Origin of the sequence: Micromonospora sp. NPDC049645 (assembly GCF_040675155.1) — a bacterium.
GTDB lineage: Bacteria > Actinomycetota > Actinomycetes > Mycobacteriales > Micromonosporaceae > Micromonospora.
The window spans coordinates 378356-401836 of sequence record NZ_JBFAOI010000001.1; the positions used below are offsets into that span (position 1 = coordinate 378356).

Sequence of the window (23481 nt, forward strand, 5' to 3'; positions counted from 1 at the left end):
CTCCTCGCTCAAGTCGCTCATCAGGCCCGCCGGTTGGCAGCGGCGGTGGCCAGCCCGGTCAGCGCGGTACGCGCCGTCTCGTCCACGGGCGCGGCGTCGAGCGCGGCCAGCGCGTCGTCCACCCGCTCGGCGATCATCTGCTCCAACCGGCTGACCGCGCCGGTCTCGGCGACCAGCCCGGCGAGTGCGTCGACCGGCCCGTCGGCGGCCCGCTCCAACGCGGTGAGCTGGGCCGGCGTGGCCAGCTCGCGGGCCAGCATGAGCAGCGTGGTCGGCTTGCCGGTGCGGAGGTCGTCGCCGGCCGGCTTGCCGGTGGCCGCCGGGTCGCCGTAGACGCCGAGCAGGTCGTCGCGAAGCTGGAACGCCTCGCCGACGGCCAGCCCGTAACGGGTGTACGCGGACGCCAGTGGATCACCGTCGGGCACCCCGGCCAGGCAGGCCCCGAAAAGCAGTGGCCGCTGGACGGTGTAGCTGGCGGTCTTGTAGCGGGCCACCCGCAGCGCCCGGTCGACCGACCAGTTGGCCGGGTCGTTCTCACCGAGCACGTCGAGATACTGCCCGGCGACCGTCTCCACCCGCATCTGGTCGTAGCAGCGGCGAACCTCGAACAGCCGAGCAGGTGGCACCGTGGCGTGGGCCAGCAACTGGTCGGCCCAGACCATGCAGAGGTCGCCGATGAGCACGGCGACCGCCTCGCCGAACCGGTCGGGATCACCTCGGTGACCGGCGGCGATGTGCTGTGCGGCGAGCGCGACGTGTGCGGTGGGCCGGCCCCGGCGGGTGGTGGACGCGTCCATCACGTCGTCGTGCACCAGCGCGAAGGTGTGCAGCAACTCCAGTGCGGCCAGCGCGGGCAGCACGGGCGGCAGTGCCGCGGTGGCGCCGACCGCGCCGCGCCAACCCCAGTAGGCGAACGTGGACCGGATTCGCTTGCCGCCGGTGAGGACCGCGTCGCGTGCCGTGGCGGCGAAGCTGCCCATCGAGGTGTCGACGTCGTTGAGGGAGTCGACCTCGGCGGTGAGGAAGGTGGTCAGGGTCTCGTCGACCGCCGTGACCAGTTCGTGGGTGTACGCGGCCAGAACGGCGCGGACCGGATCGTCCCCGTCCCCCGGCCCTGCCGGCGCTACGCGGGTCGCGTTGCCCGCAACTGCGTCGTTGGCCATGCGACTGAGCGTACCCTAGGCTACGAGTTGCGTCGATTGGTGCGTCGATAAATGGAGGAGGGCCGGTGGACACTGATCTCACCGCTGCCTATGACCGGTGCCGTGAACTGCACAAACGTCACGGCCGCACCTACTATCTCGCCACCCGGCTGCTCCCCGCTTGGAAACGACGACATGTGCACGCCCTCTACGGGTTCACCCGGTACGCGGACGAGATCGTCGACCGCACCGAGGACCTGCCGCCGGCCGAGCGGGCCGCCCGGCTGGACCACTGGGCCCGCCAGTTCGTTGCCGGTCTGCACGGCGCGCCGGTCGACGACCCACTCCTGCCGGCCGTGCTGCACACGATCGCCGTCTTCGATCTGGACCGGGACGACTTTGCGTCGTTTCTGAAGAGCATGGCGATGGACCTGACCGTCACCGCGTACCCGACCTACGACCACCTGCTCGACTACATGGAGGGCTCGGCGGCGGTCATCGGCACCATGATGCTGCCGATCCTGGGCAGCTCCGACCCGGTGGCGGCCCGCGAGCCGGCCCGGCAACTCGGCTTCGCCTTCCAGCTCACCAACTTCATCCGGGACGTCGCCGAGGACCTCGACCGGGGCCGCACCTACCTGCCGGACGAGGACCTGGCGAAGTTCGGGGTCACCCGCGACGAGTTGGCCGAGGCCCGCGCCCGAGGCCGCGTCACCCCTCGGATCCGCGAGTTGATCGAGTACGAGGTGACCCGCGCCCAGGCGCACTACGCCGCCGCCGCACCGGGCATCACCATGCTGGCTCCCGCCTCGCAGGCCTGTATGCGCACCGCGTACGCGCTCTACGGCGGCATCCTCGACGAGGTGGCCGCGCAGGACTACGACGTCTTCGTCCGACGGGCCCTGGTGCCGCAGCGACGACGGATGGCGGTGGCCGCGCGTGCCCTGCTCAGCTCGACGGGTACGCCGGTCGTCGTCCCCGGGCCGACGATCCACCCGGAGAACCGGTGACCGCGAGCACGGCGATCGTGCTCCTCACCCGCGACCTGCGGATGCACGACCACCCGGCGCTGGCCACCTCCTGCGTGGCCTTCGACCGGGTGGTGCCGCTGTACGTGCTCGACCCGGCGCTGGCCGACCTGTCCGCCAACCGCACCCGGTTCCTGCACCAGGCCCTCGCCGACCTGCGCGCCGAGCTTCGCGACCGTGGCGGCGACCTGGTGGTGCGGCACGGCGACCCGGTGGCCGAGACGATCCGGCTGGCGAACGAGGTCGGTGCCACCGCCGTCGCGGTCTCCGCCGACGTCAGCCGCTACGCCGGCCGCCGGGAGCGGCGACTGCGCGCCGAGTGCGAGCGGCACCGACTGCACCTGCGGCTGTTTCCCGGGCTGACCGTGGCCGAGCCGGGTGCGTTGCGGCCCGGTGGCGGCGGTGACCACTACCGGGTGTTCAGCCCGTACCACCGGGCCTGGGCGGCCCATCAGTGGCGCGAGGAGTTGGCCGCGCCGCGCCGGGTCGTGCTGCCCGACCGGGTACCCGCGGGCCGACTGCCGGCGTCGCCGACCGGAGACTCGCCGGACGCGGCCGTCGGCGGCGAGCGGACCGCCCGGCAGCGGCTCTCCGACTGGCTGCCCGACCTGCCCCGGTACGGCGATCAGCACGACGACATGGCCGGCGACGACACCTCCCGGCTCAGTCCGTACCTACGCTTCGGCTGCGTGTCGCCGCTGGCGTTGGCCAACCGCGTCGGGGACCGGTCCGACCCGTTCGTTCGGCAGCTCTGCTGGCGGGACTTCTACTACCAGGTCACCGCGGCCTTCCCGGACATCTCGACCGTGGCGTACCGGCGGGGCGCCACCGAGCAGTGGCGCTACGACGACGACGCGTTGACGGCCTGGGCCGAGGGTCGGACCGGGATGCCGATCGTCGACGCCGGGATGCGGCAGCTGCGGGCACAGGGCTGGATGCACAACCGGGCGCGGCTGATCACCGCCGGCTACCTGACCAAGCACCTCGGGCAGGACTGGCGGTCCGGGGTGGCGGTCTTCTTCCGTTGGCTGCTGGACGGGGACGTGGCGAACAACTCCGGCAACTGGCAGTGGGTCGCCGGCACCGGCAACGACACCAAGCCCTACCGAGGGTTCAACCCGGTCCGGCAGGCCGAGCGGTACGACCCGGACGGCGAGTACGTGCGCCGGTGGGTGCCGGAGCTGGCCGGGGTGCCGGGCAAGGCCGTGCACCAGCCGTGGCGACTGCCGGACCAGCTCCGGGGCACCCTGGACTACCCGCCGCCGCTCTCGGTGCCCGGCACCGACCCGGTCTGGCTGCGCTGACCGCCGACCCGGTCTGCTGTGCTGACCGCCGACCCGGGTCAGAGCACCGCGTGCAACGCCTCGACCAGCTCGTCCACCCGGTCGTGCTCGGCGAGGTGCGCCGTGGCGTACGCGAGTGTGTAACCGCGCCCGGGGTCGGCCCACGCGCTGCTGCCGCCGATGCCGCCCATGCCCCAGCTGCCGTCCGGCTCGCGCTGCATGCCCAGCGTCCACTGGACCGGGCGGTCCAGCACCAGGTCCGGCCCGTCGTACTGGACCCGGGTCGCCTCCGCCACCACCTCGGGGCTGAACAGGCGGACACCGTCCAGGACACCGCCGGCCAGCAGTCCGGCGTAGAGCCGGGCCAGGCTGGAGGCGGTGGCGTGCAGGTTGACGGCGGGCATCTGGGCACCACGCCACAGCGGGCTGTTCAGCACGGCCAGGTCCAGTCCGCCGGCCGGGTTGCCCAGTGCCCGCGCCCGCAGTGATCCCGGTTCGCCGAGCTTCCGGGCTGGCCACCGCGGGTCGCCGTACCGCAGGTCGGCGCAGCGCCGCTGGTCCGCGTCGGCCAGCGCGAAGCCGAGGTCGAGCTGCCACCGGTCGGCGATCTCCTCGGCCAGGAACCGGCCCACCGACCGTCCGTCGACGCGGCGAACCAGCTCGCCCACCAGGTGCCCGTACGTCCAGGCGTGCTCCCCGGCGACCGAGCCCGGCGACCACTCCGGGTCGGCGGCGGCCAGATCGCCGGTGAGCAGCGCCCAGTCGGCGATGGCGGTGGCCGGTCGGGGCACCGGAAAGGCCGGCAGCCCGGCGGTGTGCGACAACACCTGTCGCACGGTGGCGGGCGCGCGGAACTCCGGCCAGTACCGGTCCACGGGCGCGTCGAGGTCGACCTTCGCCCGGTCGACGAGCACCAGCAGGCAGAGCGCCGCCACCGGCTTCCCGACCGAGTAGACGTTGACCAGCGTGTCCGGCAGCCACGGCTCGCCCCCCGGCCCGTGGCCGCTGCGAGAGCCGCCGACCAGGTCCACCACCGGCTGCCCGTCGTACCAGATGGTCAGGCCGGCGCCGGTCTCCCGACCGGAGGTGAGCAGGTCGTGGAAGCAGTCCCGGACCGGTGCGAAGCGTGCGTGCATCCGGCCACCGTAGGCGTCCGAGCCGGTGAGCGTGCCGACTTTTCCACCGACCCCGGTGGTCGGGGCGGTGTCGCTGGGGGATGCTGTTGCAGTGGCGGAGCCGGAGCTGGTGGATGTGGTCGTGGTCGGGCTCGGAGTCGGCGGCGAGGAGGTGGCCGGACGGCTCGCCGAGGCCGGCCTGAGCGTCGTCGGCGTCGAACGGGATCTCGTCGGCGGGGAGTGCCCCTACTGGGGCTGCATCCCGAGCAAGATGATGATCAGGGCGGCCAACGCGCTCGCCGAGGCGCGCCGGGTCGACGGGCTCGCCGGTACGGCGCAGGTCCAGCCGGACTGGGCGCCGGTGGCGAAGCGGATCCGCGAGGAGGCCACCGACACCTGGGACGACACGGTCGCGGCGGAGCGGTTCATCGGTAAGGGTGGCCGGCTCGTGCGGGGCGCCGGCCGGCTCGACGGTCCGCGCCGGGTCCGTGTCGGTGACCAGGTTTTCGAGGCCCGACACGGGGTCGTGCTGGGCACCGGCACCCGTCCGTCGGTGCCGCCGATCGACGGCCTGGCCGACACCCCGTACTGGACCAACCACCAGGCGATCGAGGCCGAGGAGTTGCCCGGGTCGCTGCTGGTCCTCGGTGGCGGCGCGATCGGTCTGGAGCTGGCGCAGGTCTTCGCCCGCTTCGGGGTCCGGGTCACCGTGGTCGAGGCGCTCGACCGGGTGCTGGCCGTCGAGGAGCCCGAGGCGTCCGAGGTCGCCGCCGCGGCGCTGCGCGCCGACGGCGTCCAGATCCACACCGGGGTACGCGCCGAACGGGTCGAGCACGACGGGACCAGGTTCACCCTGCGCGGCGGCGGCGCGGAGTTCACCGCCGATCGCCTGCTGGTGGTGACCGGGCGCAAGGCCCACCTGGCGGAGCTGGGCCTGGACACGATCGGCCTGGACGCCAGCCAGCGTTACCTCCCGGTCGACGACCGGCTGCACGTCACCGACCACGTCTGGGCGGTCGGTGACCTGACCGGCGAGGGCGCCTTCACCCACATCGCCATGTACCAGGCGGGGATCGTGATCGCCGACATCCTGGCCCGAGCCCGGCAGGCGAAGGCGGGCGCGGACGCCAGCGGCACCTCCAGCGTGGTCGGCGGGGCGATGGGCGCGTCCAGTGCGTTGGCCGCCAGCGGATCGAGCGGGTCGGCCGGCACCGTTCCGCGAGCCGACTACCGGGCGCTGCCCCGGGTGACGTTCACCGACCCCGAGGTCGGCGCGGTCGGGCTCACCGAGCAGCAGGCCCGTGATCGCGGCATCAACGTGCAGGTCGGGTTCACCAAACTCGGCAGCTCCACCCGGGGCTGGATCCACCAGGTCGGCGACGACGGTTTCATCAAGCTCGTCGCGGACGCCGACCAGGGCGTGCTGATCGGCGCGACGTCGGTCGGCCCGGCCGGCGGCGAGGTGCTCTCCGCGCTGGTGGTGGCGGTGCACGCGGCGGTGCCGCTGAGTCAGCTGCGGCACATGATCTACGCGTACCCGACCTTCCACCGGGCCATCGAGGACGCCCTCCGCGACCTGTCCTGACACCGGCACCGGGCGGCGATCACGCCGTTCACCAGCAAACGCTGGACAAATCGCTGTTCATTTCTTTCATCCAGGTGACGTACGATTGCGACCGTGACCAAGCGGTTGACGGAAGTTGCCAAGAAGGCGGGCGTCAGCGAGGCCACCGTCAGCCGGGTGCTCAACGGCCGCGACGGAGTCTCCGAGGCGACGCGGACGGCCGTGCTGACGGCGCTGGACGTGCTCGGTTACGAGCGACCGACCAAGCTGCGCGGCGAACGGGCCCGGCTGGTCGGGCTGGTGCTGCCCGAGTTGCAGAACCCGATCTTCCCGGCGTTGGCCGAGGTCGTCACCGGCACGCTCGCCCAGCGCGGCTACACCCCGGCGCTCTGTGCCCGGACCATCGGCGGGGTCTCCGAAATGGACTACGTGGAGATGCTCCTCGACCACCAGGTCTCCGGGGTGATCTTCGCCGGCGGCTCGTACGCGCTCGCCGACGCCCGACACGACCACTACCGTCGGTTGACCGACCGTGGGCTTCCGGTCGTGCTGGTGAACGCGGGTGTCGACGAGTTGGGCTTTCCCCGCGTCTCCACCGATGACGCGGTGGCGGTGGAGCAGGCGTACGGGCACCTGCGGTCGCTCGGGCACGAGCGGATCGGGATGGTGCTCGGCCCGGAGGGTCACGTGCCGTCCCGGCGCAAGCTCGACGCGATGGTCCAGGCGGCGGGTTGGGGCGCGGACGACGCGGAGTGCGTCGAGCGTTCCAGCTTCTCCATGGAGGGCGCGCGGGTCGCCGCGACGAAACTGGTCGAGCGGGGGGTGACCGGCATCATCTGCGCCAGCGACGTGCTTGCGCTGGGCACCATTCGCGCGGCCCGGCGGCTGGGTCGTTCGGTGCCGACCGACGTGTCGGTGGTGGGCTTCGACGACTCGGCGTTCATGACCTGCACCGACCCGCCGTTGACCACGGTGCGGCAGCCGATCGAGACGATGGGCCAGGCCGCCGTGGATCTGTTGGTAACCCAGATCGAGGGTGCCGGCGTGCTTCAGGACGAGTTGCTGTTCGAGCCGGAGCTGGTGGTGCGCGGCTCCACCGCGCCCGCTCCCGGCCGCTAGGTCCACTCCGTACGACGCTTCGGCCGTCGACCGCTGCTTGCGGTCGACGGCCGTTTTCGTCGCTGCCCGGATCGATCGGTGTCGACCGGTTCAGCTGGACGGCCATAAGGGATCAATAGCCGGCAAAACGGGCTGCTTTCAGGGCCTTGCCAACATCTGTCGTAATCACGTCGTGTCCTTTCGGAACAGGGTCGATACCTTGCCGAAATGAGTCGGCCTCGCTACAGTGACTCCACTCACACCTGGCTCCGACGCAGCTACTGGGCGTCAGGTCGTATCACCGCAGATCAGCGACTGTCATTGGAGACACCCGTTCCCGAAGGGATGGACAGATGTCCGTACCGCAATACCGAAAGGCTGCGGCGGTTGCGCTCGTGGCCGGCCTGGGGCTCAGCCTCACGGCGTGTTCCACGAAGAGCGACGACAAGGGCTCGAACGCGGGCGGCAAGGTCACCATCACGGTCGACTGCCAGCCGGTCGGTGCCCAGAAAGAGCTGTTGAAGAACTGGAACGACGACGTCGCCGAGTTCCAGCGGCTCAACCCGGACATCGTCATCAAGAGCGTCAGCGTCGGCGAGCAGTGCAACAACCCGCCGGACTTCACCGCCCGTCTCGCCGGCGGCACCGTGACCGACGTGTTCTACGGGTACATGACCGATCTCCAGCAGGTGCTCGACTCCGGTCAGGCGATGGACATCACCCAGTACGCCAACAAGGACACCATCCCGACCTGGGACAGCGTCGACCCGGCACTGAAGGAGGTCTTCACCGACGGCGGCAAGCTCTACGCCGTACCGGTGAAGAACTACTCGATGGGTCTGGTCTACAACAAGCCGCTGTTCCAGCAGGCCGGGCTCGACGTGAACAACCCGCCGAAGACCTGGGCCGACGTCCGGGCCGCCGCGAAGAAGATCTCCGCGCTCGGCAACGGCGTCGCCGGCTACTCGGAGTACAGCGCCGGCAACACCGGCGGCTGGCACTTCACCTCCCTGCTCTACTCGCAGGGCGGCCAGGTGCTCACGCCCGACGGCAAGAAGGCCGACTTCAACAACGCCATGGGCAAGCAGGTCCTGCAGAACCTCAAGGACATGCGGTACGGCGACAACAGCATGGGCGCCCGCCAGCTGCTCCAGTGGGGTGACCTGCTGACGAACGCCGGCGCGGGCAAGGTCGGCATGTTCATCGGTGCGCCGGACTCCACCCAGGCGATCGTCAGCCAGTTCCAGGGCAAGTTCCAGGACTGGGCGATGAGCCCGCTGCCCGGCCAGGACGGCGCGGCGAAGGGCACGCTCGGTGGTGGCGAGGGCTACTTCTTCAAGAAGGACCTCACTCCCGAGCAGGTCAAGGCCGGCATGAAGTGGATCGCGTACCAGAAGCTCACCCCCGGCAAGGGCCAGTTCGACTACGTCCGGGCCAAGCCGCAGAACTACCCGGTGGGTCTGCCCCAGCCGCTGCTCTTCGCCAACGGCAGTGAGGCGCAGAAGCAGGAGCTGGAGCTGCGCAAGGCGAACGCGAACGTCGACACCGCGAACTTCGCGCTCTTCGAGGCGACCCCGGTCACGATCAAGGGTGAGCCGCGCAACGCACAGGCCATCTACGCGGTCCTCGACGCCGCGATGTCCGGTGTGCTGACCAACCCGAACTCGAACATCGACGCACTGCTCAAGACCGCCGAGGAGAAGGTCAACCAACTCCTCGCCGCCGAGAGCTGACCGATCGTGTGGGGGCCGGGACGCCGACCCGGCCCCCACGCTGTTCGCACCGCATCGCCGACGTCACCGACTCACCCAGGAGTTGCCTTGGCGCTCACCACCGTCCCGGAGACCTCCAGGAAACCGGGCCGCCCGCCGTCGCCGTACTCGGCGAGGCCGCAGCGTACGAGCCTCGGCCGCAAGGTACGGGACAACCTCACCGGTCACGCGTTCCTGATCGGGGCGGTGCTCTGCTTCGTCGTCTTCTCCTGGTACCCGATGATCCGCGGGATCGTCATGAGCTTCCAGCGCACCCGGCGCGGCGAGACCACCTGGGTGGGTTGGGACAACTACTCGCGGATCATCGCCGACCCCAGCTTCTGGACGGCCTGGCAGAACACGTTCTACTTCACCGTCCTGGCGTTGGCCCTCGGGTACGTGGTGCCGTTCTTCGTGGCGATCCTGCTCAACGAGTTCCGCCATGCCAAGGGGTACCTGCGCATCCTGGTCTACCTGCCGGTGATGCTGCCGCCGGCCTCGGCGCTGTTCCTCTTCAAGTTCTACGCGTACGACCCGAGCGAGGCGGGGCTGTTCAACGCCGTCCTCAAGGCACTGCACCTGCCCACCTCGCAGTGGATGCAGTCGCCGGAAATGACGATGCCGGCGATGGTGGTGGCGTCGACCTGGATGAACATGGGCGGCGCGGTGCTGATCTACCTGGCGTCGTTGCAGAACATCCCCGGCGAGCTGTACGAGGCGGCCGAACTCGACGGCGCAGGGATCTGGCGCCGGATCGTCCACGTGACGATCCCGCAGACCCGGTTGATCCTCGCGCTCCTGGCGATGTTGCAGATCGTCGCCACCATGCAGCTCTTCATCGAGCCCCTGATCCTCGCCAACGGCGCGGGCGCGGAGGACTCGGCGACCTCGGTGGCATACCTCATCTACCAGCACGGGTTCTTCCAGAACGACCTCAACGGCGCCGCCGCGCTGGGCGTGATCATGCTCGTGGTGCTTGCCGGCTTCTCCGCCGTGTACGTGCGACTGACTGCGAAACAGGACTAGGACGGCGAGGAATGGCACAGGATTCCGGGACCCGGACCCTCATCTCCCAATCCCAGCTCAGCCGGGGGCGCGGCCGGGTCATCTACTGGACGCTGCTGGTCGTCGTGGTGGCGGGGTTCACACTCGTCTTCCTCGGACCGCTCTACTGGATGGTCACCGGCGCGCTCAAGTCCGGTCAGGAGATCGCGCAGACCCCACCCTCGCTGTTCCCCAAGGATCCGCAGCCGCAGAACTACATCGACGCGTGGCACAACCTGGCCCTCGCCAAGCTGCTGTTCAACACCTTCTACTACGCGATCGGCGCGGTGCTGTTCCAACTCGTCTTCGACAGCGCCGCCGCGTACTCGTTGTCCAAGCTCCGGCCGATCTTCGGCAACGCGATCCTCGGGCTGATGCTCGCCACGCTGATGATCCCGGCCATGGTCCTCATCGTCCCGCAGTACGTGACGGTCCTGGACCTGCCGATCCTGCACATCAACCTGTTGGACTCGCCGTTCGCGATCTGGCTGCCGATGGTGGCGAACGCGTTCAACATCTTCCTGTTGAAGCGGTTCTTCGACTCGATCCCCGAGGAGCTGATGGCGGCCGCCCTGATGGACGGGGCGTCGTCGCTGCGCACGCTCTGGTCGATCATCCTGCCGCTGTCGCGTCCGATCCTCGGCGTCGTCTCGATCTTCGCGGTGACGGCGGTCTGGAAGGACTTCCTCTGGCCGAAGCTGGTCATGCCGTCACCCGAGACCCGGACGGTCAGCGTCGGCATCTACACCTTCGCGGGCGGCACACCCATGAACGTGGTGATCGCCGCGTCGGTCATCGCCGCGATCCCGACTGTCATCATCTTCCTGATCTTCCAGCGGAACATCATGTCCGGTCTGACCACGGGCAGCATCAAGGGATAGCCACCACCGCATCCTCCCGCGGCGAACGACGACCGTTCGCCCGACAGATAACCAGGTCCGGCGAACCCGCCGACGTACTGACGCAGAAAGCAGGTGCTCGTGTCCACAGCTGACAGAAGTCCGTGGTGGCGGGGAGCGGTGATCTACCAGGTGTATCCCCGGAGCTTCGCCGACGGCAACGGCGACGGCATCGGCGACATCGCCGGCATCCGGTCCCGGCTGAACCACCTGTCCGCGCTCGGCGTCGACGCGATCTGGTTCAGCCCCTGGTACCCGTCCCCGATGGCGGACGCCGGCTACGACGTCTCCGACTACCGCGACATCGACCCGGTCTTCGGCACCCTGGCCGAGGCGGAGGCGCTGATCGCGGAGGCGCACGCGCTGGGCATCCGGACCATCGTCGACGTGGTGCCCAACCACTGCTCCGACGCCCACCCCTGGTTCCGGGCCGCGCTCGCCGGCGGGCCGGAGGCGCCCGAACGCGACCTGTTCTGGTTCCGACCCGGCCGAGGCCCCAACGGCGACGAGCGACCCACCGACTGGGTCGGCGAGTTCGGCGGGCCGACCTGGACCCGCACCACCAACCCGGACGGGACCCCTGGCGACTGGTACCTGCACCTGTTCGCCCCCCAGCAGCCGGACTTCAACTGGGACCACCCCCGGGTGCGGGAAGAGTTCGAGGACATCCTGCGGTTCTGGTTCGACCGGGGCGTGGACGGCATCCGGATCGACTCGGCCGGGCTCCTGGTCAAGGACGGCACGCTGCCCGAGGTTCAGCCGGACCAGCCGCACCCGTTCCACGACCTGGACGGCGTGCACGACATCTACCGGGGCTGGCGTCGGGTCGCCGACGAGTACGCCGACCGGGCGCTGATCGGTGAGGTGTGGCTGCCGGACCGGCAGCGGTTCGCCAACTACCTGCGCCCGGACGAGCTGCACGCCGCGTTCAACTTCGACTTCCTCGGCTGCGCGTGGGACGCCTCGGCGCTGCGGGAGAGCATCGACGGGACGCTGAGCGCGCACGCGCCGGTCAACGCGCCGGCCACCTGGGTGCTGTCGAACCACGACGTCACCCGCCACGTCACCCGCTACGGTCGGGCGGACACCCGGTTCAGCTTCGCCGCCAAGCGCGAGGGGACCCCGACCGACCTGGAGCTGGGCACCCGTCGGGCCCGCGCCGCCGCGCTGCTCTCGCTGTCGCTGCCCGGTGCCGCCTACGTCTACCAGGGCGAGGAACTGGGCCTCTACGAGGTCGAGGACATTCCGTACGCGATGCGTCAGGACCCGATGTGGGAGCGGTCCGGCCGGATCGACCCCGGTCGGGACGGCTGCCGCGTACCGCTGCCGTGGGCCGGGGACGAGCCACCGTTCGAGTTCAGTCCCGAGGGCGCCGCGGCGCCGTGGCTGCCGCAGCCGGCCGACTGGAAGGACCGGACGGCCCGCGCGCAGACCGGCGACTCGGCGTCGATGTTGGAGCTGTACCGGGCGGCGATCCACGCCCGGCGCGCCGACCCGGCGCTCGGCGACGGGGAGCTGACCTGGCTGCCCGCCCCGGACGGGGTGCTCGCGTTCCGCCGTGGCGCCGACTTCGCCTGCCTGGTCAACCTGTCCGCCGCACCGGTACCGATGCCAGCTCAGGGGGAGTTGCTGCTGGCCAGCGGGCCGCTCGACGACGGGTTGCTGCCGTCCGACACCGCGGTCTGGCTGCGTACCGCCGAATCGGCGGACGGGCCGCGCCCGGCGGACGGGCCCGGCCTGGCCTGACCCTGTTCGCCGTGGTGCCGGCGGCCCGTCCCGGCCGCCGGCACCACGCCACCCACGACGAGGAAGGAGGACCGAGGGGGGAACGCGCCACACCGCACCGACACGGGGGGATCTGGCCTGCCTGACGAAAGGGAGAGCGCAGCTCATGGCCAACCACACCACCGGCACCCCGCACCACCTTCGACACCCGACCCGGGCAGGGTTGGCCGCCATCGCCGCCACCCTGCTCGCCGCCACAACGGTGACCGCCCTCGCGGTCACCGGCACCGCGACCCCGGCCTCGGCGGCGGGGTTGTCCCCCTTCGACATCCCCAACCGGGGCGCCACCGTCCCGTTCATCGAGCAGGAGGCGGAGCAGGCCGCCCACAACGGCACGAAGATCGGCCCGGACCGGCGCTACGGCACGCTGCCGTCCGAGGCGTCCGGCCGGGAGGCGGTCACCCTCGACGCCGTCGGCGAGTACGTCGAGTTCACCCTCACCGCCCCGGCCAACGCGGTCACGTTCCGGTACAGCCTGCCGGACAGCTCGGCCGGCACCGGCCGGGACGCCGCCATCGACCTGCGGGCCAACGGCAACCTGCTGAAGTCGGTCCCGGTGACGTCGAGGTACGGCTGGTACTACGGCGGCTACCCGTTCAACAACAACCCGGGCGACACCAACCCGCACCACTTCTACGACGAGACCCGGGCGATGTTCGGCAGCACCCAGCCGGCCGGCAAGAAGATCCGGTTCCAGGTCTCCTCGACCGCCCAGTCGCCCTCGTTCACCATCGACCTGGCCGACTTCGAGCTGGTCGCCCCGGCCATCACGAAGCCCTCCGGTGTGCTCGACGTGGTCACCGACTTCGGCGCCGACCCGAGCGGCGCGACCGATTCGACGGCGAAGTTCCAGGCGGCGGTCGACGCCGGAAAGGCCCAGGGCCGGGCGGTCTGGATCCCGACCGGCACCTTCACCCTCTGGGACCACGTGGTGGTCGACGGGGTGACCCTGCGCGGCGCGGGCCCCTGGTATTCGGTGCTCGGCGGCCGGCACCCCACCGACCGGAACAGGTCCGTCGGCATCTACGGCAAGTACGTCCCCGGTGGCGGCTACACCGGGCCGGTGCGCGCGCACGAGGCGAACGGGCCGAGCCGCAACGTCACACTGCGGGACTTCGCCATCATCGGCGACATCCGCGAGCGGGTCGACGACGACCAGGTCAACGCCCTGGGCGGGGCGATGACCAACTCGGTGGTCGACAACCTCTGGCTGGAGAACACCAAGGTCGGGGCGTGGATGGACGGCCCGATGGACAACTTCACCATCCGCAACAGCCGGATTCTGGACCAGACCGCGGACGGGGTGAACTTCCACACCGGCGTGACCAACTCGACGGTGACGAACACCTTCGTCCGCAACACCGGCGACGACGCGTTGGCGATGTGGGCGCAGAGCGTGCCGAACGTCAACAACTCCTTCACGCACAACACCATCGGCGTGACCCTGTTGGCGAACCACCTGGTCAGCTACGGCGGCCGGGACATCAAGATCACCGACAACGTGACGGCCGACTCACTGACCAACGGTGGCGGTATCCACGTCGCGAACCGTTACCCCGGCGTGCAGGGCGCCACCGGAGTCCAGGGCACCTGGACGATCGCCCGGAACACACTGATCCGGAACGGCAACTCGGACTACAACTGGAACTTCGGCGTCGGCGCGATCTGGTTCTCCGCGCTCAACGAGGCGTTCCAGAACCCCACCATCAACATCACCGACACCGACATCCTGGACAGCTCGTACGCGGCGCTGCACTGGATCGAGGGTCAGACCAACGGCATCAACCTCAACAACGTACGGATCGACGGCGCCGGCACGTACGCCCTCCAGGTGCAGGCGAACAGCCAGGTGTCGTTCACCAACGTGCGGGCCACCAACATCGCGCAGAGCAACCCGATCCACAACTGCGTCGGCGCCGGTTTCCAGATCACCCAGGGCTCGGGCAACTCCGGCTGGTACACCCCGACGCCGTACTGCGGCCCGTGGCCGACCCCGCAGTGGGGCGGCGGAACCACCTCGCCGCCGCCGACCACCCCACCACCGACCACGCCACCCCCGACCACCCCGCCGCCCACCGGCGGGAACCTGGCGCTCGGTCGATCGGTGACCGCGACCAGCACCAACCAGAGCTACACGGGCGCCAACGTGGTGGACGGCAACGCGGCCAGCTACTGGGAGAGCGCCAACAACGCCTTCCCCCAGTCGGTCACCGTCGACCTGGGCGCGGCCCGGTCGGTCGACCGGGTGGTGCTGAAGCTGCCCAGCGGTTGGGAGCAACGCACCCAGACCCTGTCGGTGCTCGGCTCCACCGACGGCTCGTCGTACAGCACGCTGGCGTCGTCCGCCGGTCGGGTCTTCACGCCCGGCAGCGGCAACGCCGTGTCGATCGGGCTGCCCAGCGGTGACCGCCGCTACGTCCGGGTCACCGTCACCGGCAACTCCGGCTGGCCGGCCGCGCAACTCTCCGAGGTCGAGGTGTACGGCGGCACGCAGACCACCCCGCCGCCGACCACGCCACCCCCGACCACGCCACCGCCGACCACGCCGCCGCCCAGCGGCAACCTGGCGGCCGGACGGCCGATCACCGAGACCAGCCACTCCGACGTGTACGCCGCCGCCAACGCGGTGGACGGCAACGCGAACACCTACTGGGAGAGCGCCAACAACGCGTTCCCGCAGTCGTTGACGGTGGACCTGGGGGCCGACCGGTCGGTGTCCCGGGTCGTGTTGAAGCTCCCACCGTCATCGGCGTGGCAGACACGTACGCAGACGCTGGCGGTGCTCGGCTCCACCAACGGCTCGACGTTCAGCACCCTGAAGGCGTCCGCCGGCTACACCTTCAACCCGGCCAGCGGCAACACGGTCACCGTGACCTTCACGGCGACCAGCCAGCGGTACCTGCGGCTGACCGTCACCGGCAACAGCGGCTGGCCAGCCGGTCAGCTCAGCGAGTTCGAGGTCTACTCCAGCTAGCCCCCACCTGTCACGGAACGACGGGTGTACCCCTGCACCCGTCGCCGGGCAACGCACCCACACCCACCCCCGAAAGAGGTGTAGCGACCCCATGTCCAGGACCGGCACCAGACGAGGCACGCCGCCAACCGGCGCGCCCAGCACCGTCCCCCGCACCGCCCGCCCGCGCCGCCGGATGCTCGCCGGCGCGCTCGCCGGGATGCTCCTCGCCACCGCCCCGGTCGTCACCCCCGTGGCGAACGCGGCACCGGCGGTCGACCCGGTCGCGGCCGCCGCCCGGGTGGCCATGCTCGCCGGACTCTCCGCCACCATGACCGCCAGCAGCTACAACCAGAACTACGTGGCGGCCAACGCCAACGACGGCAACGCGTCGACCTACTGGGAGAGCAGCAACAACGCGTTCCCGCAGTGGATCCAGGCCGATCTGGGAGCCACGGTCAACGTGGACCGGGTGGTGCTGAAACTGCCGCCGTCGTCGGACTGGCAGACCCGTACGCAGACACTGTCGGTGCTCGGCTCGACCAACGGCTCGTCCTTCAGCACGCTGAAGGCGTCCGCCGGCTACACCTTCAACCCGAGCAGCGGCAACACCGCGACCGTCAGCTTCACCGCCGCCAGCACCCGCTACGTACGGGTGCAGGTCACCGGCAACACCGGCTGGCCGGCGGCGCAGTTCTCCGAGGTCGAGGTGTACGGCGCCACCGGCAGCACCGACACCCAGGCGCCCAGCGTGCCCGGCAACCTGGCCTACACCCAGCCGGCCAGCGGGCAGATCCGGCTCGCCTGGTCGGCGTCCACCGACAACGTCGGGGTGACCGGCTACGACGTGTACGCCAACGGCGCGCTGCGCGGCAGCGTCAACGGCTCGACGCTCACCTACACCGACAGCCAGGCGGACAGCGCCACGGTCTCGTACTACGTCCGGGCCAAGGACGCGGCCGGCAACCAGTCGGCGAACAGCAACACCGTGACCCGGACCGGCACCGGCAACCCGCCCACCGGAAGCAACCTGGCGATCGGTAAGCCGATCACCGCCTCCGGGTTCGTGCACACGTTCGTGGCCACCAACGCCAACGACAACAACGTGGCCACCTACTGGGAGGGCAACGGCAACCCGAGCACGCTGACCGTGCAGCTCGGCGCGAACGCCACCCTCAGCCAGGTCGTCGTGAAGCTCAACCCGGACTCGTCGTGGGGCACGCGTACCCAGAACATCACCGTGCTCGGTCGGGACCAGGGCTCGTCGAGCTTCACCACCCTGGTCGGCGCGGCGAACTACACCTTCAACCCGGGCAGCGGCAACACGGTGACCATCCCGGTCTCCGGTGCGGCGGCCGACGTACGCCTCTCGATCGCCTCGAACACCGGCGCCCCGGCCGGGCAGGTGGCCGAGTTCCAGGTCTTCGGCACCCCGGCGCCGAACCCGGACCTGACCGTCACCGGCATGTCGTTCAGCCCGTCCGCGCCCGTGGAGACCAGCACCATCACCCTCTCCGCGACCGTGCGTAACGCGGGTTCGGCGGCCTCCGGTGCCACCAACGTCAACTTCTACCTGGGCTCCACCCGGGTCGGCACCGCCTCGGTCGGTGGCCTCGCGGCCGGCGCCTCGACCACGGTCAGCGCCAGCATCGGCACCCGGGACTCGGGCAGCTACCCGCTCAGCGCGAAGGTCGACGAGTCGAACACCGTCGTCGAGCAGGACGACACCAACAACAGCTACACCAACCCCAACCCGCTGGTGGTCGGCGCGGTCGCCAGCTCCGACCTGGTCGCCTCCGCGGTCGACTGGTCGCCGGGCAACCCGCCGCCCGGTAGCACCGTCACCTTCTCGGTGTCCATCCGCAACGCCGGCAACCAGGCGTCCGCGTCCGGCGCGCACGGCATCACCCTGACCGTGCTCAACGACTCCGGCACCGTGGTTCGTACCCTGACCGGCTCGTACTCCGGCGTGATCAACGCCGGCGCGACGGTCGGCCCGATCAACCTGGGCACCTGGACCGCCGCGAACGGCAAGTACACCGTCCGGGTGGTGCTCGCCGTGGACGGCAACGAGCTGCCGGTCAAGCAGACCAACAACACCACCGACCGTCCGCTCTTCGTCGGGCGCGGCGCCAACCTCGGGTACGACATGTACGAGGCCGAGGACGGCACGACCGGCGGCGGCGCCGGGCAGGTCGGACCCAACCGGGACATCGGCAACCTTGGCGGCGAGGCGTCCGGACGTCGGGCGGTGACCCTGAACAGCACCGGCTCGTACGTCGAGTGGACCACCCGGGCGGCGACCAACACCCTGGTCACCCGCTTCTCCATCCCCGACTCGGCGGGCGGTGGGGGCATCGACTCGACGTTGAACATCTACGTCAACGGCACCCTGCACAAGCCGATCAACCTGACCTCCAAGCACATCTGGTTGTACGGCGCGGAGGCCAGCCCGAGTGACTCGCCCAGCGCCGGCCCGCCTCGCCACCTGTACGACGAGGCGAACGTCATGCTGAACTCGACCATCCCGGCCGGCAGCAAGATCCGTTTGCAGAAGGACCCGGCCAACACCACCACGTACGCGATCGACTTCATCAACCTGGAGCTGGTCGCACCGCGGGCCAACCCGGACCCGTCCCGCTACCGGGTGCCCTCCGGTTTCAGTCACCAGGACGTCCAGAACGCGCTGGACGCGGTCCGGATGGACACCACCGGCAACCTGATCGGCGTCTACCTGCCGGCCGGCACCTACGAGACCGCGCAGAAGTTCCAGGTGTACGGAAAGCCGATCACCGTGGTCGGCGCGGGCATGTGGTACACCCGCTTCCAGACGCCGACCGGTCAGCAGAACACCGACGCGGGCTTCCGGGTGGAGTCCTCGGCCAGCGGGTCGTCCTTCTCGCATCTGGCCTTCTTCGGCAACTACACCAACCGGATCGACGGGCCGGGCAAGGTCTGGGGTGAGTTGAAGGACGTCGACAACATGACCCTGGACAGCGTCTGGGTCGAGCACACCGTCTGCGCGTACTGGGGAGTGAGCGTCAGCGGGTTGACCATCAAGAACAGCCGCTTCCGGAACACCTTCGCCGACGGTGTGAACCTGACCAACGGCAGCACCAACAACCTGGTCACCAACACCGAGGGGCGGTCGAACGGCGATGACGCGTTCGCCCTCTTCTCGGCGACCGACCAGGGTGCGTCGACCGGCAACAACGGCAACGTGTTCGAGAACCTCACGGCCACGCTGACCTGGCGGGCGGCCGGGCTGGCGGTCTACGGCGGCTACAACAACATCTTCCGCAACCTGTACATCGCGGACATGTTGACGTACTCCGGGATCACCATCAGCTCGCTGGACTTCGGTTATCCGTTCATCGGGTTCGGAGCCAGCCCACCGACCCAGTTCCAGAACATCTCGCTGATCCGAGCGGGTGGGCATTTCTGGGGCTCCCAGACATTCCCCGCGATCTGGGTCTTCTCCGCCTCGAAGGAGTTCCGCGGCATCCGGGTGTCCGACGTGGACATCGTCGATCCGACGTACACCGGAATCATGTTCCAGACCAAGTACACCGGGTCGCAGCCGGAGAACCCGATCACCGACACCGTCTTCACCAACGTCTCGATCAGCGGCGTCCGGAAGAGCGGTGACGCGTACGACGCGAAGTCCGGCTTCGCGATCTGGGCCAACGAGATGCCGGAACCCGGTCAGGGCCCGGCGGTCGGCTCGGTCACCTTCAACAACCTGCGGCTGACCAACAACTACCAGGACATCCGCAACGTCACGACAACCTTCACCATCAACCGCAACTGATTCACCCGGTAGCCGACGCCGTCGGGAGGTCCCACCCTCCCGGCGGCGTCGCGCCGTGTCGGCCCTCGCCCGCGACGAACCGGGCCGCGCCGGCCGCCGCGTCGGTGGCCAGCGAGTTCATCCCGTACGCCAGCTCGGTGGCCAGCGCCTCCGCCTCGTCACGCCCCGCGCCGGCCAGCAGCGCCGCCCGGTCGTTGCGCAGGCAGGTCTGCGGATGCCGGGCCAGCGCCGCCGCCAACTCCTCGGCCGCCGCCCGCGCCTGGCCGGGTGGCACCAACCGATTGACCAACCCCATCGCGTACGCCTCGTCGGCCGGCACCGGGCGGCCGGTGAGGATCAGATCCACCGCCCGGCTCTCACCGATCAACCGGGGCAGCCGGACGGTGCCGCCGTCGATCAGTGGCACGCCCCAGCGACGGCAGAACACTCCGAGTGTCGCGTCGGACTCGGCGACCCGCAGGTCACACCAGAGCGCCAGTTCGAGCCCGCCCGCCACCGCGTACCCGGAGATCGCCGCGATCACCGGTTTGCTGAGCGTCATCCGGGTCGGACCCATCGGGCCGTCTCCCTCGGGCTCGACCCGGTTACCGCTCGGCGTGCCGATCGCCTTGAGGTCGGCACCGGCGCAGAACGTGCCCCCGGCGCCCCAGAGCACGGCCACCGAAGCGTCCGGATCGGCGTCGAAGGCCCGAAACGCGTCCGCCAGTGCCCGCGCCGTCGGCCCGTCGACGGCGTTGCGAGCCGCCGGCCGATCCAGCACGACGGTGGTCACCGCCCCGACCCGTTCCACCCGCACACCCATCCCGCCAGCATGCCCGCCCCACTCCACCCCGACAATCCCCGTCGATCTTGCGCGTTGTGCTGCCCCTTCACGGCTGGCGCCCGGATTCCCGGAGCAGGAGCGGCACGGTCGGCGGAGTGGGACCGGGCGTCAGATTTGTCGCCACCGACCGGTTTGCGACGCCGATCGCCGGGAAGTCGGTACTCGTGCGAGCACTTCTGACGAAAGTTGAGCAGGACTCCCGACTGGACCGCGCGGGCGACCGGTTGCAGCGGGTGGTCCTCGGCACGCTGCGTCCGCGACGGCTGCGCGACCTGCTGCACGGGGTGACCATCGGGCATCCGCTGCACCCGGCGATGGTGCAGGTGCCGGTCGGCGCGTGGATCAGCGCCGCGGTGCTGGACCTCATGCCCGGGCAACGCCGGCCCGCCACCGTGTTGGTCGGCGTGGGCACCCTCAGCGCGCTGCCGGCCGCGGTCGCCGGCCTGAACGACTGGGCGGCACTCGCCCGGGACCAGCGGCGGGTCGGCCTGGTGCACGCCGCCGCCAACACCGTCGGCGTGGCGCTCTACGCCGGCTCGCTGGCCGCGCGAATGTCCGGCCGCCACGGTGTCGGTCGCGCGCTCGGCTTCCTCGGGCTCTCCACCGTGAGCCTCGGGGCGTACATCGGGGGGCACCTGGCGTACAAGCAGGGGGCGCAGGTCAACCAGAGCATCTCCGAGTTGCGCCGGATGACCGACGGCTGGCACTCGCTGGCCGACATGGCGACGCTGCCGCAACGCACCCTGATCACCCGAGAGGTGGACGACGACATCTCGGTGATCCTCTACCGCCACGGTGACGAGGTGACCGTGATGTTGGAGCGCTGCCCGCACCAGAGCGGGCCGCTCGGCCAGGGTGAGGTGCAGGAGATCGACGGCCACGCCTGCGTGGTCTGCCCGTGGCACGGCAGCGCGTTCCGGCTCAACGGCGGCGAGGTCGTGCAGGGGCCGTCCGGCAACGACCAACAGGTCCTGCCCACCCGGATCCAGAACGGTGTGCTCCAGACCCGCCTGCCCTGAGCCCCGGCTGGCCTGAGCCTCCCCGGCTGGCCTGAGTTTCCCCGGCTGGCCTGAGCCGCCCGGCTGCCCTGAGCCCCCGGCCTGGCCTTGACCCTTTCCCGGCCTGGCCTTGAACCCTTTCCGGCCTGGCGGCCTTGAGCGCTCCGGTGCGGCGGCGTCGCGGTGGGTCGCGCGCCGATGCTCCGCAGCGCCTCGCCGGTCAAGGTGCAGCGGCTGGCCGCCCGCGGAGCTGATGATGCTCACGACGCTTATGCCTGTGAGTCATAACTATGACCCACAGGCATAACGCTCTTTGGGCACAGTGACCCGGCACTCCGGTCATCCTCGGGCCGACCCCCCGACCCCCCGACCCCCCGACCCCCCGACCCCCGGCGTCGCGGGCCGTGGGATACGCCTTCGACCGACGTGCGCGCGCGTCCAGCTTTGGTGCCGCACCGCCGCCGCACCCCCGCACGCCAACGCCCAACCCGCCCCGGCACCCGACCAGGTCACCGCCGGTCGAGTTGGCATGCTGCGCTGCGGAGCCGGCGAGCACCTTGCTCCAGACCTGCGCGTCGCGGCTGCGCCCGCTCGGCGAGGCCACCCGGGGGGGTCCCGTAGCGACTGTTCGCGGCGCTCGGATCAGCTGCGTCGGTGCCGGCCGACCGGCGGTCCGTCCGGCACCGAGTCCAGGCCATGTCCGCCGTCGAAGAGCCCACCTTCGTCGTCGCCGGCCCAGTCGTCACCGCTCCAACCCGCCGCGCCGGCGGTCGCCATTGCGCCGCCGGGGGGTGTCGTGCCGCCGGAAATCGCCATCCCGCTGCCGGGGAAAGCCGTGCTACCGGGGGGAGCCATGCCGCTGCCGGCGGGAGCCATGCCATTGCCGGCGGCGATCCCGCTGTCGGCGGCGATCCCGCTGCCGGTGGACGGAACCCTGCCGGCGGACGGAACACCGCCGCCACTCGGTGCCGCGGGGGCTTCGATGGCCGCCGCCGCCCGGCTCGCGGCCCAGGCGGCACCGCTTCCGGCCACCCCACCGCTGCTCCGGCCCGCGCCGCCGCCGGGTTGGCCCGTGCCAGCGCTGCTCCGGCCCACCCCGCCGCTGCTCCGGCCCGTGCCGCTGGTTCGGCCCGCGCCGCCGTTGGTTCGGCCCGCGCTGCTGCTCCGGCCCGCGCCGCCTCGACGCCTGCGGGAGGACGCGGCCAACCGGGGGGCCGCCCCTGCGGTCGCCGGGCGGCGGCGCAGCCCGAGAACCGCGCCGATCTGGGCGCCGACAATGCTCGCCACAGCCAGTACGGCGGAGACCGCCAGTGGTCGGTTCACCCGGTCGGCCTCGCCGGCCCGAGCTGCGCCGACCGTCATCGCGGGTGGTTGGCCCGCTGACTCCGTACCGCTGGGTGGTGCCGGGGTTTCCTGCGGCGGTGCGGCCCGCTCGGGCGCCGGCCGGGGTGGCTTCGGCGCTGCCGGCCGGTCGACCAGTCGGCCGCTGGCATGGTGCCGCGCCCCCTGGTCGGCGGCCTCGGTGGGGAGTCGGAGCAGCTGACCGGGGCGGATCCGATCCGGGTCGTCGAGCTTGTTCAGCTTGGCGAGCTGTCGGTAGTCGCCGAATTCGTCCAGGTAACGCTCGGCCACCTCCCCGAGGTAGTCGCCCCGCGCCACCCGGTACACCGGCGCGGCCTCGTCGTGCGCGGCGGAGCCGCCGGGCGCGGCCACGGTGGCGACCGCCGGTGCGACCGTCGGTGCGGCCGGACTCGCGTACACGGGGGTGCCGTAGACCGCCGCCGCGCTGGCGGCGGCCGGGCTGGCCACCAGGATCAGCGCCACCGAGCCGACCAGCGCGGCGGCGGCCTTCTGCTGGCGACCCATCCCCGGCAGCTTCGGTGCCGGCCGGCGCAGGGTCTGTGCCCCCAACTCGACGAGGACGGAGAAGGCGAACGTGGCCCAGCCGAACCAACCAGCCACGGCCAACGCGCGTAGGAAGAGTTGACCGTCGTCCCGGCTGGTCAGCGCGGTGCCCACCTCGCTGATCGTGGGTAGGTGATCCGGCAGCGGGTTGCCGGCGAAGGCGAGCAGCGCGATCGGCGCGCCGAACAGCAGCACCAGGAGCACAGCCAGCGCGCCGATGCCGGTGAGGATCCGTCCGGTCCGCCGTACGACGGACCCACCCGATACGGGCATGGCTGCCTT

Annotated in this window: 14 protein-coding genes and 1 pseudogene; 11 read left to right on the plus strand and 4 right to left on the minus strand. The window is 70.8% G+C overall.

Translation table 11 applies throughout. From position 1 onward, the window contains the following. Positions 1–20: 20 nt before the first annotated feature. On the minus strand, positions 21–1163 hold the full coding sequence (locus AB0J33_RS01880; RefSeq protein ID WP_363608830.1) for a polyprenyl synthetase family protein: 1143 nt from the start codon (positions 1161–1163) through the stop codon (positions 21–23). Between the two features lie 65 nt (positions 1164–1228). On the opposite strand from AB0J33_RS01880, the gene AB0J33_RS01885 reads away from it, so the two are divergent. Both AB0J33_RS01885 and AB0J33_RS01890 read left to right on the plus strand, forming a co-directional pair. After that, a complete protein-coding gene (locus AB0J33_RS01885; protein WP_363608832.1) occupies positions 1229–2152 on the plus strand; it encodes a phytoene/squalene synthase family protein in 924 nt (307 codons plus the stop codon). Next, a complete protein-coding gene (locus tag AB0J33_RS01890) occupies positions 2149–3474 on the plus strand; it encodes a deoxyribodipyrimidine photo-lyase (RefSeq protein ID WP_363608834.1) in 1326 nt (441 codons plus the stop codon). The genes AB0J33_RS01885 and AB0J33_RS01890 overlap by 4 nt, the downstream gene beginning before the upstream one ends. Positions 3475–3512: 38 nt before the next feature. Here the strand turns inward: AB0J33_RS01890 and AB0J33_RS01895 are convergent, their stop codons facing one another. After that, positions 3513–4589, minus strand: a complete 1077-nt coding sequence (locus tag AB0J33_RS01895; RefSeq protein ID WP_363608836.1) for a serine hydrolase domain-containing protein — start codon at positions 4587–4589, stop codon at positions 3513–3515. Between the two features lie 91 nt (positions 4590–4680). On the opposite strand from AB0J33_RS01895, the gene AB0J33_RS01900 reads away from it, so the two are divergent. The 8 genes from AB0J33_RS01900 (at position 4681) to AB0J33_RS01935 (ending at position 19473) form a co-directional block, all read left to right on the plus strand. Beyond that, complete coding sequence (locus AB0J33_RS01900) at positions 4681–6153, plus strand: NAD(P)/FAD-dependent oxidoreductase (RefSeq protein ID WP_363608838.1); 1473 nt, start codon at positions 4681–4683, stop codon at positions 6151–6153. A 93-nt stretch (positions 6154–6246) separates the two neighbouring features. Then, positions 6247–7251: a LacI family DNA-binding transcriptional regulator gene (locus AB0J33_RS01905; RefSeq protein ID WP_363608840.1), complete on the plus strand. Its 1005-nt coding sequence runs from the start codon at positions 6247–6249 to the stop codon at positions 7249–7251. Positions 7252–7583: 332 nt separating this feature from the next. Continuing rightward, positions 7584–8963 (plus strand): extracellular solute-binding protein, encoded by a 1380-nt coding sequence (locus AB0J33_RS01910; RefSeq protein WP_363608842.1) that lies wholly within the window; start codon positions 7584–7586, stop codon positions 8961–8963. An 87-nt stretch (positions 8964–9050) separates the two neighbouring features. Beyond that, positions 9051–10007, plus strand: a complete 957-nt coding sequence (locus tag AB0J33_RS01915) for a sugar ABC transporter permease (protein WP_363608844.1) — start codon at positions 9051–9053, stop codon at positions 10005–10007. Positions 10008–10018: 11 nt separating this feature from the next. Next, complete coding sequence (locus AB0J33_RS01920; protein ID WP_363608846.1) at positions 10019–10906, plus strand: carbohydrate ABC transporter permease; 888 nt, start codon at positions 10019–10021, stop codon at positions 10904–10906. A 138-nt stretch (positions 10907–11044) separates the two neighbouring features. After that, the gene (locus tag AB0J33_RS01925; RefSeq protein WP_363608848.1) at positions 11045–12670 is read left to right on the plus strand and encodes a glycoside hydrolase family 13 protein; all 1626 of its coding nucleotides are present in this window, start codon (positions 11045–11047) and stop codon (positions 12668–12670) included. Positions 12671–12815: 145 nt separating this feature from the next. Beyond that, a complete protein-coding gene (locus AB0J33_RS01930) occupies positions 12816–15683 on the plus strand; it encodes a discoidin domain-containing protein (protein WP_363608850.1) in 2868 nt (955 codons plus the stop codon). Between the two features lie 91 nt (positions 15684–15774). Beyond that, positions 15775–19473 (plus strand): discoidin domain-containing protein, encoded by a 3699-nt coding sequence (locus AB0J33_RS01935; RefSeq protein ID WP_363608852.1) that lies wholly within the window; start codon positions 15775–15777, stop codon positions 19471–19473. A gap of 1 nt (position 19474) precedes the next feature. Here the strand turns inward: AB0J33_RS01935 and AB0J33_RS01940 are convergent, their stop codons facing one another. After that, positions 19475–20275, minus strand: coding sequence for a crotonase/enoyl-CoA hydratase family protein (locus AB0J33_RS01940; RefSeq protein ID WP_363608854.1), 801 nt, complete (start codon positions 20273–20275; stop codon positions 19475–19477). Positions 20276–20460: 185 nt separating this feature from the next. On the opposite strand from AB0J33_RS01940, the gene AB0J33_RS01945 reads away from it, so the two are divergent. Beyond that, positions 20461–21315 (plus strand): DUF2231 domain-containing protein, encoded by an 855-nt coding sequence (locus AB0J33_RS01945; RefSeq protein WP_363608855.1) that lies wholly within the window; start codon positions 20461–20463, stop codon positions 21313–21315. Between the two features lie 1203 nt (positions 21316–22518). Here the strand turns inward: AB0J33_RS01945 and AB0J33_RS01950 are convergent. Further along, a pseudogene (locus AB0J33_RS01950) lies at positions 22519–23472 on the minus strand (LysM domain-containing protein); the annotation flags it as partial. Positions 23473–23481 lie beyond the last annotated feature (9 nt).

Bases quoted from the DNA above. Each gene is read 5' to 3' on its own strand.
- AB0J33_RS01880 (WP_363608830.1), bottom strand. From the start codon at position 1,163: ATGGCCAACGACGCAGTTGCGGGCAACGCGACCCGCGTAGCGCCGGCA.
- AB0J33_RS01895 (WP_363608836.1), bottom strand. From the start codon at position 4,589: ATGCACGCACGCTTCGCACCGGTCCGGGACTGCTTCCACGACCTGCTC.
- AB0J33_RS01910 (WP_363608842.1), top strand. From the start codon at position 7,584: ATGTCCGTACCGCAATACCGAAAGGCTGCGGCGGTTGCGCTCGTGGCC.
- AB0J33_RS01920 (WP_363608846.1), top strand. From the start codon at position 10,019: ATGGCACAGGATTCCGGGACCCGGACCCTCATCTCCCAATCCCAGCTC.
- AB0J33_RS01930 (WP_363608850.1), top strand. From the start codon at position 12,816: ATGGCCAACCACACCACCGGCACCCCGCACCACCTTCGACACCCGACC.
- AB0J33_RS01935 (WP_363608852.1), top strand. From the start codon at position 15,775: ATGTCCAGGACCGGCACCAGACGAGGCACGCCGCCAACCGGCGCGCCC.
- AB0J33_RS01940 (WP_363608854.1), bottom strand. From the start codon at position 20,275: ATGGGTGTGCGGGTGGAACGGGTCGGGGCGGTGACCACCGTCGTGCTG.